The 12,531-nt window shown below is 69.7% G+C and carries 10 protein-coding genes and 1 tRNA gene; 5 read left to right on the top strand and 6 right to left on the bottom strand.

Annotated features, from left to right (window positions below; genetic code table 11):
- The first annotated feature begins 236 nt into the window (after window positions 1-236).
- The 3 genes from ACZ6TB_RS21040 to ACZ6TB_RS21050 all read left to right on the top strand — a co-directional run bounded on the left by ACZ6TB_RS21040 (window position 237) and on the right by ACZ6TB_RS21050 (window position 4,057).
- The gene (locus tag ACZ6TB_RS21040) at window positions 237-1,067 is read left to right on the top strand and encodes a trypsin-like peptidase domain-containing protein (protein ID WP_465556223.1); all 831 of its coding nucleotides are present in this window, start codon (window positions 237-239) and stop codon (window positions 1,065-1,067) included.
- Window positions 1,068-1,249: 182 nt separating this feature from the next.
- Window positions 1,250-1,687 carry a hypothetical protein gene (locus tag ACZ6TB_RS21045; protein WP_465556224.1) on the top strand — a complete coding sequence of 146 codons (438 nt, stop codon included), beginning with the start codon at window positions 1,250-1,252 and terminating at the stop codon, window positions 1,685-1,687.
- Between the two features lie 336 nt (window positions 1,688-2,023).
- Window positions 2,024-4,057 (top strand): cellulose binding domain-containing protein, encoded by a 2,034-nt coding sequence (locus ACZ6TB_RS21050; protein ID WP_465556225.1) that lies wholly within the window; start codon window positions 2,024-2,026, stop codon window positions 4,055-4,057.
- 42 nt (window positions 4,058-4,099) lie between these two features.
- Here ACZ6TB_RS21050 and ACZ6TB_RS21055 read toward each other — a convergent pair whose 3' ends face one another.
- The 3 genes from ACZ6TB_RS21055 to ACZ6TB_RS21065 form a co-directional block, all read right to left on the bottom strand.
- A complete protein-coding gene (locus ACZ6TB_RS21055; protein WP_465556226.1) occupies window positions 4,100-5,026 on the bottom strand; it encodes a fatty acid desaturase in 927 nt (308 codons plus the stop codon).
- 91 nt (window positions 5,027-5,117) lie between these two features.
- Window positions 5,118-6,533, bottom strand: a complete 1,416-nt coding sequence (locus ACZ6TB_RS21060) for an RICIN domain-containing protein (RefSeq protein WP_465556227.1) — start codon at window positions 6,531-6,533, stop codon at window positions 5,118-5,120.
- Window positions 6,530-7,939, bottom strand: coding sequence for a pectinesterase family protein (locus ACZ6TB_RS21065; protein WP_465556228.1), 1,410 nt, complete (start codon window positions 7,937-7,939; stop codon window positions 6,530-6,532). The genes ACZ6TB_RS21060 and ACZ6TB_RS21065 overlap by 4 nt, the downstream gene beginning before the upstream one ends.
- Before the next feature lie 184 nt (window positions 7,940-8,123).
- Between ACZ6TB_RS21065 and ACZ6TB_RS21070 the strand changes: the two genes are divergently transcribed.
- Window positions 8,124-10,154, top strand: coding sequence for a sigma-70 family RNA polymerase sigma factor (locus tag ACZ6TB_RS21070; RefSeq protein WP_465556229.1), 2,031 nt, complete (start codon window positions 8,124-8,126; stop codon window positions 10,152-10,154).
- 69 nt (window positions 10,155-10,223) lie between these two features.
- On the top strand, window positions 10,224-10,979 hold the full coding sequence (locus ACZ6TB_RS21075; protein ID WP_465556230.1) for a phytanoyl-CoA dioxygenase family protein: 756 nt from the start codon (window positions 10,224-10,226) through the stop codon (window positions 10,977-10,979).
- Here ACZ6TB_RS21075 and ACZ6TB_RS21080 read toward each other — a convergent pair.
- The 3 genes from ACZ6TB_RS21080 to orn all read right to left on the bottom strand — a co-directional run bounded on the left by ACZ6TB_RS21080 (window position 10,970) and on the right by orn (window position 12,525).
- Window positions 10,970-11,683 carry an alpha/beta hydrolase gene (locus ACZ6TB_RS21080; protein ID WP_465556231.1) on the bottom strand — a complete coding sequence of 238 codons (714 nt, stop codon included), beginning with the start codon at window positions 11,681-11,683 and terminating at the stop codon, window positions 10,970-10,972. The genes ACZ6TB_RS21075 and ACZ6TB_RS21080 overlap by 10 nt on opposite strands.
- 73 nt (window positions 11,684-11,756) lie before the next feature.
- Window positions 11,757-11,832: transfer RNA gene (locus ACZ6TB_RS21085), tRNA-His, on the bottom strand.
- A gap of 102 nt (window positions 11,833-11,934) precedes the next feature.
- Entirely contained in the window at window positions 11,935-12,525 is a 591-nt protein-coding gene (orn, locus tag ACZ6TB_RS21090; protein WP_465556232.1) for an oligoribonuclease, read from the bottom strand.
- Window positions 12,526-12,531: the final 6 nt, after the last annotated feature.

Consider the following 12,531-nt stretch of genomic DNA (forward strand, 5'->3'; position numbering starts at 1 on the left):
TGGCGCCCGGCAATGCTCGCCCCCGATGCCGATCATGCCTGGCACCCGACACGCGAGTGCTCGACGCATCAGGGCGAGCGCGGAGCGCCCCAGCCCACCCACACAATGATTGACATCTATGAATCTCGATGCGAGGGTACGGGCACCGGCGTAAGCGTGCCGCCGACCCGTCACGCGCCGCCACCAGGATCGGCGGCGGGTGATCCCCTGCCGCCGCAGGCAGAAGGGATCCACCCATGCGCCTCCGACGGGTTCTCGCCCTCGGCGCCGCCGCGATCGCGGCCGCCACCGGCATCGTCGCCGGCCCGGCACCGGCACAGGCCGTCGCGGCCACCTCGCTGGCCTCCACCATCACGCTGAGCAACTGCTCGGCCTCGCTGGTGCGCTACCCCTCCTCGGTCAGCAGCGACCGGGCCATGATGCTCACCAACGGCCACTGCTACGAGGGCGGCTTCCTCAGCGCCGGGCAGGTGCTGCAGAACCGGACCAGCAGCCGGTCGGGCACGCTGCTGAGCTCCAGCGGCCGCTCGCTGGCGACGGTCCGGGCCGACCGCGTCCTCTACGCGACGATGACCGGCACCGACGTGACCCTCTACCGGCTCACCTCGACCTACGCGACGCTTTCCAGCCGGTACGGGGCGACGGCCCTGACCATCTCGGCGAGCCGGGCCGCCGCGGGCGCCGCCATCGACATCCCGTCCAGCTACTGGAAGCAGATCTGGAACTGCAAGATCGACAGCTTCGTGAACACGCTGCGCGAGGACCAGTGGACCTGGCACGACTCGATCCGCTACGACGTCAACTGCGACACCATCCACGGCACCTCGGGCTCGCCGATCGTCAGCGCGAGCTCGGGCCAGATCGTCGGGATCAACAACACCGGTAACGACGACGGCCAGATGTGCACGCTCAACAACCCGTGCGAGGTGGACGCCAACGGCACGACGCACGCGTACCAGGGTCAGAGCTACGGCGAGGAGACCTACTGGTTCACCACCTGCCTGACCTCGAGCCGCACGATCGATCTGGCCATCTCGGGATGTCTTCTGACCAAACCGACAAACTGACTCGTCCGAACGGACGAATCGCCGCAGGTCCGGCGGGGTTTTCCCGCCGGACCACATTTCTGTAAATCGAATTATCGTGTCGGCCTTTTCACCTAATCGTGTTCGCGATTCCAACCGGACAAATGCCGCGATTTTCCTATGATCATCACATCGGCAATAACCGGACATGAAGAGGTGGATCGATGAATAAAGCAACGCGCATGCTGGCGATGACGGGAATGGCTATCGTCGCGAGTGCCACGTTCGCGGGCCCGGCCATGGCCGCCTCGGCGACCCCGGCGCCGTCCGCGAGCCAGTCGACGACGGTCAAGGCGTCGCACGGCGACCGCTCCAAGATCATCGGCTTCTACCGCACGGCGAACCAGTGCCACCGCATCGGCAACTTCGGCGAGATGCGCAACCGGTGGGACGACCATGACTGCTTCCGCGTGCGTGGCGGCTTCCACCGCAACTGGTGGGCGCTGCGCGTGAGCTGGGACAACCACGGTCACGGCTTCCCCGGTCACGGCCACGGCTTCCCGGGCAACGACCACGGCTTCCCGGGCGACGACCACGGCTTCCCGGGCGACGACCACGACCACGGTCACGGCCACGGGCACGACTTCCCGGGCCACCGCTGACCCGGCCGAGCACGAGAAGCTGAGCACGAGAAGCTGAGCATCACAAGCTGAGCATCACAAGCTGAGCATCACAAGCTGAGCATCACAAGCTGAGCATCACAAGCTGAGCATCACAAGCTGAGCACCATCTGACCCGAAATGAAGGCCGCACCCCGGACGCGGGGCGCGGCCTTCCCCATTTCCAGCCGGCCGAAACCTACAAATTGTCGGAATTCCCGGCAAATTCCCCGGATCCGAATTCAACCCCGCCCCGCGCCCCAGCGCATTGACACTCTTCGTTACCGGCCGCAAAATTGGGAGCGCTCCCATATCCCCGGAATCCGTAATTGGAGAGCCATGCAGACCGCGATACCCCGTCGCGTCGCGCTGGGCGCTGCCCTGCTCGCCGCAGCCGCCCTGAGCGCCGCGGCGCCCGCCCTCAGCGCCTCGGCCGCCACCACCCCCGTCACCGTCACCGTCAACGCCCGCGCCGGCCAGGCCACCGTCCCGGCCACCGCGCTCGGCGTGAACGACGCCATCTGGGACACGACACTCGGCACCGACGCCGTCGCCGACCTGCTCGGCCAGGCCGGCGTCAAGATGATCCGCTACCCCGGCGGGTCGTACGCCGACATCTACCACTGGGAGACGCACACCGCCCCCGGCGGCTACGTCGCCCCCAACACCGACTTCGACACGTTCATGGCCTCGGCCCGCCGGACGGGCGCCGAGCCCATGATCATCGCCAACTACGGCACCGGCACCGCCGCGGAGGCCGCCGGCTGGGTGCGGTACGCGAACGTCACCAAGAAGTACGGGGCGAAGTACTGGACGATCGGCAACGAGAACTACGGCAACGGCCACTACGGCTCGTCCTGGGAGGCCGACGACCACGCCGACAAGAGCCCGGCCCAGTACGCGGCCGAGGTGGTCGCCTACGCCGACGCGATGAAGGCGGTCGACCCGACGATCAAGGTGGGCGCCGTGCTCACCATGCCCGCGAACTGGCCGGACGCGCTGGTCGGCGCCGGCGACGCCGCGAACTGGAACCAGGTCGTGCTCCAGGCCGCCGGCCCGCACATCGACTTCGTCGACGTGCACTGGTACCCCGGCGGCGGCAGCGCGGCCGAGGCGATCGGCAAGACGCAGTACGTGGACGACTCGATGTACATGTTGCGGAACCAGATCAACACGTACGGCGGCCCCAACGCCGGCAAGATCGGGATCAGCCTCACCGAGACGAACGTGGGCGTCGGGCAGAACACCCAGCCGGGCGCGATCTTCCTGGCCGACGCGTACAGCAGCCTCATCGCCAACGGTGTCTTCACCGTGCAGTGGTGGAACGTCCACAACGGCATCGGCACGCCGTCCACGGTCGCCGGGCAGCAGGACTACAACGACTTCGGCCTGCTCTCCAGCGGCACCTGCACCAGCGACAACTCGGTCTGCGAGCCGCCGCTGAACACGCCGTTCGCGCCCTATTACGGGCTCAAGCTGATGTCGTCGTTCCTGCACCCGGGCGACCAGATGGTCCGGGCCGCCACCGACAACGCGCTGGTCACCGCCCACGCGGCCCGCCGGCCGAACGGCGACCTGTCGGTCCTGCTGATCAACAAGGACCCGGACGCGGCGCACGACATCGCGCTCTCCTACCGCGGCTACACGCCGTCGGCCGGCGCGCCGACCGTGCTGACGTACGGCAACGGTGATGCGCAGATCCAGCAAGGCAGCGCGAGCACGCTCCCGCCGTACTCGCTCACGCTCCTGACCATGCACCCGAGCGCGAGCAACGCCGCCGCGCCGAACGCCCCCGCCGCTCCGACGGCCTCGGCCGTCACCGACCGCACCGCGACGATCTCCTGGCCGGCCGTGGGCCGCGCCACCAAGTACGAGATCTACCGGGCGAACGGGGCGATCAGCGAGCAGCTCGGCGAGACGAGCGGCACGTCGTTCACCGCGCACAACCTCCAGCCCGGCAAGCGCTACACGATCAACGTGCTGGCCCGGGACAACGCGGGCAACCTCTCCTGGTCGTCGCCGCCGCTGACCTTCGCCACCGGCGCGCCGGCCACCAGCACGTGCACGGTGAAGTTCGCCGACACCAACGACTGGGGCAACGGCTACGTCGGGCAGGTCGACATCACCAACACCGGCGCGGCGCCGCTCAACGGCTGGACGCTCAACTTCACCTGGCCGACTACGTGGCAGAGCGTGAGCAGCGGGTGGAACGCGACCTGGACGCAGGCCGGCACCGACGTGCGGGTGACCAGCGACGCCACGCTGGCCGCGAGCGGCGGCACCACCTCGGTCGGCTTCGTCGGCGCCTACAACGGCCCGAACGTGCTGCCGGCGGCGTTCACGCTCAACGGAACCCTCTGTACAGCCGGATGATGCCAAAGGGGGCCGCCGCGATCGGCGCGGCGGCCCCCGGTTTCATGCGTCGGTGGGCAGCCGCTCTCCGGAAGAACCCGGCAATGACGCGGCGGCGATCGGGCCCCGGAACTGCTGCCCCAAAGCGCGCCACCAGCCGAGGTCGAAGCGTCCCCCGTCGGCGATGAAGGCGCCGCGCAGGCTGTGCCAGGCCAGCCCCGGGTAGCGATGGTGCACGCCGTGCAGGTTGAAGGCGAGCACGAACGACTCGAGCAGCCGCGGGAGCCGCAGGTTCATCGCCTCGAGCGGCTCGTCCAGCGCCGTGCCGTAGTGGTAGGCGTTGTCGGCCACCGACACGAGGAACGCGCGACCGGCGAGCAGCGCGACAAGCATCCACCAATTTCGCCCGTACGCCAGGAAAGCCGCCCCGTAGACGAGAACGATCAGCACCGCGTCCCGCCGGAACTGCCCCAGCCGGCGGCCGGTGATCGCGTCGAAGAGCAGGGCGGTGACCGTGTCCGGCGTGTCCAGCAGGTGGCGCAGCCGGTGCCACAGCCGGCGCGGGGCGAGCGCGAGCACCACCGACGCGACCTCGGCCAGGTAAAGCCCGCCGAGCAGGCGCAGGTAGTAGGCCGGCGCGTGCGACGCCCAGCCGCCGGCCACGTAGACCTCGGTGCGCTCCCGCGGCGTACGGCTGAATCGATGGTGCAGCAGATGGCCGGACTTCAGCAGGATGAAGGGGGCGCCGTACCCGATGGCCAGCGTCCGCCCGAGCCGATCGTTCCAGGTGCGGTCGCGCAGCAGCGAGCCGTGGATCGACTCGTGCAGGATCGACCAGAGGTGGGTGCTGGTCAGCACCAGCGGGAGCAGCAGCCACCAGGGCAGATGCGCCAGCGGGAGCACGAAGAGCTGCAGGATGAGAGAGCCGAGGGCGCCGGCGACCAGAAGGCTGGAGGTCGCGGTGGCGCCGTAGGTCCGCGCAGAGGGCACGTCTTCGCAGGCTAGGCAGGCCAGGAAACCGGCGCGTGTACAGCAGTTGAAGGCCGGCCGGAGCTTGGCGCTCCGGCCGGGCCTCTCCCCCTCACAGGCCGATGTTCGCCTGTGGCCCCGAGTAGGTCTTGACCAGCGACGGGACGTCGGCCGCCGGGTCCAGGGTGTACGAGTAGAAGCTGCTCGGCGTGAAGGCCGAGCCCGACGTCTGCTGCTTGCCGCTGGAGTTGACGACGATGCTGCCGGTCTGCTTGAGCTGGGCCGTCACGTCCGGGTAGTACGGGTTGGTCACGTGGTCGAAGTAGCTGTTCTCGATCACCATCTTCGTGGCGCCACGGGAGTAGTTCCCGTACGAGCTGATGTTCTGCAGGTAGTTGTTGTAGAGATGCGCGTAGGCCAGGTTGTCCGCGCTCGGGTTCCGCTGGTTGGTGTCGTGCAGCCAGTTGTGGTGGATCGTCATCCGCGCGGTGACGTTCTCGGTCCAGCCGATGCCGAAGGTCTTGTTGTGGTTGCCCATGACGTTCCAGGACACGGTCACGTACGAGGTGTCCTTGCGCGAGTCGATGTAGCCGTCGTTGATGTTGGTGAACGTGTTGTGGTCGATCCACACGTGATCGGCGGTGTCCATCTGGATGCCGTCGTAGTCGAAGTCCTTGTCATCCGGGTCATCGCTGGCCACGGCCGTGTCGCCGATGGTCAGATTCCGGATGATCACGTTGTGGATGCCGGTGCCGAGGAAGAACCCGCCGTTCTTGATCCGGCCCGAGGCCCCGATGCCGATGATCGTCTTGTTCGACGTGACCGGGATTTCGTAGCCGTAGGTGGGGACCGTGATCGTGCCGCTCACCCGCACGACGTAGGCAGCGGTAGATGTCGCATATTTCAGCAGATCGGCGTAGGTGCTCGCTGTCACCGTCGTGCCGGCGGCCCCGCCCGTGGTGCCGGCGGCGAACCCGTCGGCCGTATTGGACCAGGTCCGGCCGCCGCTCGACGTCGCGTTGAACGCCCACTGCTTGTTGGTGTTGGCGGTGCACGTCTCCTGGATGATCGCGGCGCCGGACGCGGTCGACGCGCCCTGGTCGGACAGGCACAGCCCGCTGCCCACATTGATGATCTGGTACGTGTTGCTCCCGCTCGGGTTCAGCGTGAACAGCTGGTTCGTCTGCGAGGCGCAACCCCATTGCTGCACCTGTACGCCCGAGGCCGTCGACCCGCCCGGAACGTCGATGCAGCGCCCGCTGTTGACGTTGACCAGCTGGTACTGCGACGACGACACCGCGGTCAGCTTGAACTGCTGCCAGGCGGCGCCGGCCGTGCAGCCCCACTGCTGGAGCAGCGCGCCGTTGTCCTTGGAGCCCGAGGTCACGTCGATGCACATGCCGCTCTTGGTGACCGCGAGCTGGTAGGTGCCGCCGGCCGCGGGCAGCGTGGCCGCCTCCGAGGGCAGCGCCGAGATGCCGACGAGCACGACCGCGACGGCCGCGGCGATGGCGAGGATCTTCTTCACAGCGGGTTCCATCCGTCCGTGCCGGCGAGGTATTTCTGCGGGGTGTAGTTGGCCGCGGTCGAGTCGCTCATCTGCGGCCGGTTGCCGTTGGTGGTCGCGCCCGAGCCGGTGTTCTTGTACTCGAAGAACCGCGCGTTCTTCCACGAGTTGCCGGACATGTCGATCCACGGCTGGGCGATCGCCATCGTGGCGCTCAGCGACGACTCGCGGTACAGCACCTGCGCGTCCGGGCCCCACGGCCGGCCGAGCTGGGTGGTGTTGTTCGTGGCCCCGGTGATCGTGCACTTGTAGAACAGGAAGCCGTACGCGTTGGCGGCATCCGTCTTGGCCGCGGTGATCGGGCCGCCGGTGCTCCGCCGCTCGTAGATGCTGCTGGCGTTGAAGACGGCGGTGCCGCCGCCGAAGATGAAGTCGACGGTGCCCTCGACGTACGAGCCGGTGTAGTACGAGCGATAGCCGTTGAGCAGCAGCGTGTCCTGGTTGCCGAGGAACCGCACGTTGCTGAAGACCGACTTGTCGGCGTTCACGTTGGCCGCGACCGCCTGGCTGCCCTCGCCGTAGTCGTTGGACATCGTCAGGTTCGTCGCCGCGAAGTCGTGCCCGCTCACGAAGACGGTCGCGCTGCCCGACGTGCCGTAGCCGCCGGCCGAGCTGTGGTTGTTCACGATGATCGTCTGCGACGCGGACGAGCCGAGGCCCTGGAGCGTGACGTAGGGCTTGTTCGACGGGATGGTGACGATCTCCCGGTAGGTCCCGGCCTTGATCGTGATCGTCCGGCGGGTCGTATTGTTCGCCGGCACCGCGTCGATCGCGGCCTGGATCGTCGTGTACTGCCCGGTCCCGTCCTTGGCCACGGTCGCCGAGCCGGTGGATCCGCCGCCGACCGCGTTGAAGGCCCACTGCTTGTTCGTGTTCGCGGTGCAGGTCTCCTGGATGATCGCCGCACCGGACGAGGTGGAGGCGCCCTTGTCCGACAGGCACAGGCCGCTGCCCACGTTGATGATCTGGTACGTGTTCGCGCCGCTCGGGTTGAGCGTGAACAGCTGGTTGTTCTGGGTCGCGCAGCCCCACTGCTGAAGCTGGACGCCGGAGGTCGTCGAGGCGCCGGGCACGTCGACGCACAGGCCACTGTTGACGTTGACCAACTGGTACTGGGCGCCGGTGACGGCCTTGAGCGTGAACTGCTGCCAGGTGGCGCCGGCGGTGCAGCCCCACTGTTGAAGCAGTGCGCCGGACGACTTCGACCCGGCGGTCACGTCGATGCACATCCCGCTCTTGGTGACGGCGAGCTGGTAGACGCCGCCGGCGGCGGGCAGGGTCGCGGCCTCGGACGGCAGGGCGGCGACAGTGATGGCGGCCGTGGGGATGCCGATCGCCAGCGCGGCCACCACGATCTTTCTTCGCATGCGAGTCCTCTCGCTCGATGGTGACGGAGGGTATGGGAGCGCTCCCAATCTGTCACCGTGCGTGACGCCCGGGGGAAGGCGACACTGTCGTAGATGCGCGGCCGCGCCCTCGACAACAAAAATTTCGCGTGTCACGATACGAACCCGCTGCGCGAGGCAGTGAAAGGCATCTATGGGGGCGGCGGTGACACAGAGTCAGACCGCGCCGGAGGTCACCCGCCTCGTGCGGGACGCTCAGGCCGGCCGCCCCGACGCCCTCGACGAGCTGATCGCCGAGCACCTGCCGCTGGTCTACAACATCATCGGCCGCGCCCTGGCCGGTCACCCCGACGTGGACGACCTCGTCCAGGAGACCATGCTGCGGGCGATCCGCGGCCTGCCCGGACTGCGCGAGCCGGAGCGGTTCCGCTCGTGGCTCGTCGCCATCGCGTACCGGCAGATTCAGCTCTATCTGCGATCGCGCCGGGCCGCCCGGATGCGCCGGGTCGAGCTCACCGAGATCGCCGACCCCGACTTCGCCGACGACGCGGCCGCCGAGATCGTGGTCGCCGACCAGCGCCGCGAGCTGGTCGAGGCGGCGCGCTGGCTCGACGACGGTGACCGGCGGCTTCTCGGCCTCTGGTGGCAGGAGGCGAGCGGCGAGCTGACCCGCGGCGAGCTGGCCGAGGCGCTGCACGTGCCGCCCAAGCACGCGGCGGTGCGGGTGCAGCGGATGAAGGCCCAGCTCGACGCCGCCCGCGGGGTGGTGCGAGCGCTGCGGGCCCGGCCACGCTGCGCCGAGCTGAGCGAGCAGCTGCGCCGGTGGAACGGGGTGGCCGATCCACTGTGGCGCAAGCGGCTGGTGCGGCACGTCCGCGAGTGCCCGGCCTGCGAGCCACGCCGCCGGGGCCTGGTCGCGCCCGAGGAGCTGCTGCTCGGCATCGCGGCGCTGCCGGTGCCGGCCGGGCTGGCGACCGGGGTCTCGGTGCCGGCCAAGCTGTCGCTGCTCGGGCTGCTCCAGCACAAGACGCTGACGGTGGCGGCCGCGACGACCGTGGCGGTGGGCGGCGGACTCGCGTTCGCGGTCTACCACGAATCCCTCCCGCCCGGCGGCGGCGAGACGGTGATCGTGGCGCCGGCGCCGACCCGCTCGGCCGCGCCCGGGGTGGCCCGCCGGGTGTCGCCACCGGCCTCGGCGCCGGTGCCGGTGGCCCGTACCGAGATCTACGTGGCGCCGGGCGGGTCCGACGACGGCGACGGCAGCGTGGCGCATCCCTACGCGACGATCGGCAAGGCGACGGCCCAGGTCGCGCCCGGCCAGAAGATCCTGCTACGCGGCGGCACGTACCGCCTCACCACGCCACTCGCGATCGACACGAGCGGCACTTCGGACAAACCCATCACGCTGGCGGCCTACCGCGGCGAGCGGCCGGTCATCGACGCCGCCGGCATCCCGGCCGATCAGTGGGCGATCACGCAGCGGACCTCCTGGTGGGTGATCCAGGGCCTGGAGGTCAAGAACGCGAGAAGTCACGCGTACGTGTGCAGCTCCTGCAGTCATGTGGTGTTCCGCGGGCTTTCGATGCACGGCAACGTTCGCTCCGGCCTGATGCTGCGCGACCCCGGCACGGCCGCCAACCAGGTGCTGAACAGCGACTTCTACGACAACGGCGACCCGGCGCAGGCGGGCGTCGGCACCGGCCTGGCGATCCAGTTCGGTGACGGCGCCGGCAACCTCGTGCGCGGCAACCGGGCCTGGGGCAACGGCGCGGCCGGCTACGACCTCGGCGGGTTCGGCTCGCCGGTGACGCTCGAGTACGACTGGGCCTTCGGCAACGGCCAGAACGGCTTCACGCTGGCCGGCGGGGGTGGCACCGGCGCGCCGCCCGCCCACTCCCTGCGCCACGACGTCGCCTGGGACAACAACGGCAGCGGCTTCACCGACGACGGCGCCGGCGGTCCCGTCGAGATCACCAACGCCACCGCCTACCACAACGGCGGCGCGGGCTTCGCCTTCCCGGCGGGCTCCCCGTTGCTGCGCTCGTGCGTCGCGGTCGAGAACAAGACGCCGGCCACGCTCGCGCCGGACGCACGCGAGAGCCGCAACGACTGGGCGGCGACGTTCCGCTCCACCGACCGATCCACGGCCGAGGGCGCGCGCCGCCCCGACGGTTCCCTCCCCCGCACCGACTTCCTGACCACCGGGAACGGCGTCGGCGCCTCGATGGGCGGCTGAATTCGGTTGCCGCGGTCACGCCGCGTCGGCAGTCTGCGAGACGTGGATGCGGACGCGATCGAGCGGTTCATGACGGACGGATTCCTCAAGTTCGAGCAGGCCGTGCCGGCCGAGACCGCGGCCGAGTGCGCGGAACTGCTGTGGCAGCGGATCGACGCCGAGCCCGACGATCCGTCGACCTGGACCGAGCCGGTCCACTGGGTTCCGGGCATGGTCCAGGAACCGTTCGTGCGGGCCGCGAACGTGCCGGTGCTGCACGACGCCTTCGACGCGCTGGTCGGGCCCGGCCGGTGGGCGCCGCGCGACTCGATCGGCTCGTTCCCGCTGCGCTTCCCGCACGACGAGGAGCCGGACGACGCCGGGTGGCACATCGAGAGCAGCTACCAGCTGCCCGGGCACGACGAGTGGCGGGTCAACGTGCACTCCAGCGGGCGGGCGCTGCTGATGCTGTTCCTCTTCACCGACGTGGACGAACGCAACGCGCCCACCCGCATCCGGGTGGGTTCGCACATGGACGTGCCGAAGATCCTGCGCCGGTACGGCACCGAGGGCGTCTTCATGCCCGACGCCTGCCCCGAGATCGTCGCCGCGTCGGCGCACCGCCCGGTGGTCCACGCGACCGGCCGCCCGGGCGACGTCTTCCTGTGTCACCCGTTCCTGGTCCACGCCGCCCAGCCGAACCACGGCGACCGGCCCCGCTTCATGGCCCAGCCGCCGCTGATGCCGGGCCCGGGATACGAGCTCGGCCCGTACGCCCTGGCGGTCACCGACGCCGAGCCGTCCCCGGTCGGCCGCACCATCCGCGCGGCGCTCGGTCACGCGTAGAGGTGCGCCGCTACCTTGTCGGCCGCGCTGCGGATCGCGGCGCGGGACTCGTCGTCATCGTCGAGGTAGTCGAAGCCGTGGCGGCCGTTCGGCACGTCCACGATCTCGATGCGCGACTTGGCCGCCTGCAGGAACGACGCCACCCCCTCGGCGATCAGCGGGTTCTCGCGGCCCACCCGGGTGAGCACGATCGGCAGGTCGCCGGCCCCGCCCACGGCGTCGACCGGGCGGAAGCGGGAGTCCACGGGCCAGTCGGGGAAGGGCGCGGCCACGGGGTACGTGAGGGCGACGCACCGCAGCCAGGGCGGAGGATCGCGCAGGTAGTCCGCCGCGAGCAGGCTGCCGCCGGAGAAGAACCACAGCGCAATCCGGTCGCCGTCGACCCGGGGGTCGGCGCGCAGGGCCTCGGCGGCGGCGCGGACATCGTCGGCGGCCGCCGGGTAGGCGAGCGGGGTGTGCAGGCGGTGATCGACGGTCGCGCCGGTCATGCCGCGGGCGGCGGCGAGGGTGGCGTACGCGCGATAGACCGGCCAATCCCTCGGCGTGGGCCGGACCTGGGCCGGAAGCGGGCCGCCGTGCACGACCAGCACGCCGGGGGTGGGCCGGGAGACGTCGTCCGGCGGGTAGATGTCGACGGGGCCGTGACGCTCGGCGGTGCGGGTCTCGACCGGGAGCACGAACGGCTTGAGGAAATCGAGTTCCATGCCCTGGAGGCTATCGACGGTCGTGGAATACGGAAGGCCCGGTCTTGACGACCAGGCCTTTCGCTTCACCGCATGGGGTGATCGACGGGACTTGAACCCGCGACCCCCGGGACCACAACCCGGTGCTCTACCAGCTGAGCTACGACCACCATCGCGCACGAGGAAATCTCCCCGTCGTGCCGGCTAATCATAGCCACACCCGGGCGGGGGTCGTCGAGCGGGTTACCCGGCGCGGCCGGGTGACGTCCCCTTTAAAGTCCGGCGGCGATCGCCTTGGCCGTCTCGACGTCGGGGCCGGGCAGCGGGACGAAGACCGTGCGGCGGTAATACTCCAGCTCACGGATGCTCTCGCGGATGTCGGCGAGGGCGCGGTGGGCCAGGCCCTTGGCCGGCTGACCAAAATACACCCGCGGGTACCAGCGGCGGCACAACTCCTTGATCGAGGACACGTCGATCATGCGGTAGTGCAGGAACGCGTCGAGCGCGGGCATGTCGCGGGCCAGGAAACCCCGGTCGGTGGCGATCGAGTTGCCGCAGAGCGGGGCCGTGCGGGGATTGGGAACAAACTTTCGCACGTACGCGAGGACCTGCTCCTCCGCCTCGGCCATGGTGATCACCGAGCGCCGCACCTCCTCGGTGAGCCCCGACTTGGCGTGCATGTCGCGCACCACCGGGGGCATCGCGTCCAGCGCCGCGTCGTCGGCATGGATCACCAGGTCGACGCCCTCGCCCAGCACGTTGAGCTCGGGATCGGTGACCAGCGCCGCGACCTCGATGAGCTTGTCCTTGCCCAGGTCGAGACCGGTCATCTCACAGTCGATCCACACCAGAAGATCAGCCACGCCGAC

The organism is Actinoplanes sp. NPDC051537, from assembly GCF_055586105.1.

What these genes read in the sequence shown, in the direction of transcription:
- ACZ6TB_RS21065 (WP_465556228.1), bottom strand. Translation starts at nt 7,939, where the DNA reads ATGCGAAGAAAGATCGTGGTGGCCGCGCTGGCGATCGGCATCCCCACG.
- ACZ6TB_RS21045 (WP_465556224.1), top strand. Translation starts at nt 1,250, where the DNA reads ATGAATAAAGCAACGCGCATGCTGGCGATGACGGGAATGGCTATCGTC.
- ACZ6TB_RS21050 (WP_465556225.1), top strand. Translation starts at nt 2,024, where the DNA reads ATGCAGACCGCGATACCCCGTCGCGTCGCGCTGGGCGCTGCCCTGCTC.
- ACZ6TB_RS21040 (WP_465556223.1), top strand. Translation starts at nt 237, where the DNA reads ATGCGCCTCCGACGGGTTCTCGCCCTCGGCGCCGCCGCGATCGCGGCC.
- ACZ6TB_RS21080 (WP_465556231.1), bottom strand. Translation starts at nt 11,683, where the DNA reads ATGGAACTCGATTTCCTCAAGCCGTTCGTGCTCCCGGTCGAGACCCGC.
- ACZ6TB_RS21075 (WP_465556230.1), top strand. Translation starts at nt 10,224, where the DNA reads ATGACGGACGGATTCCTCAAGTTCGAGCAGGCCGTGCCGGCCGAGACC.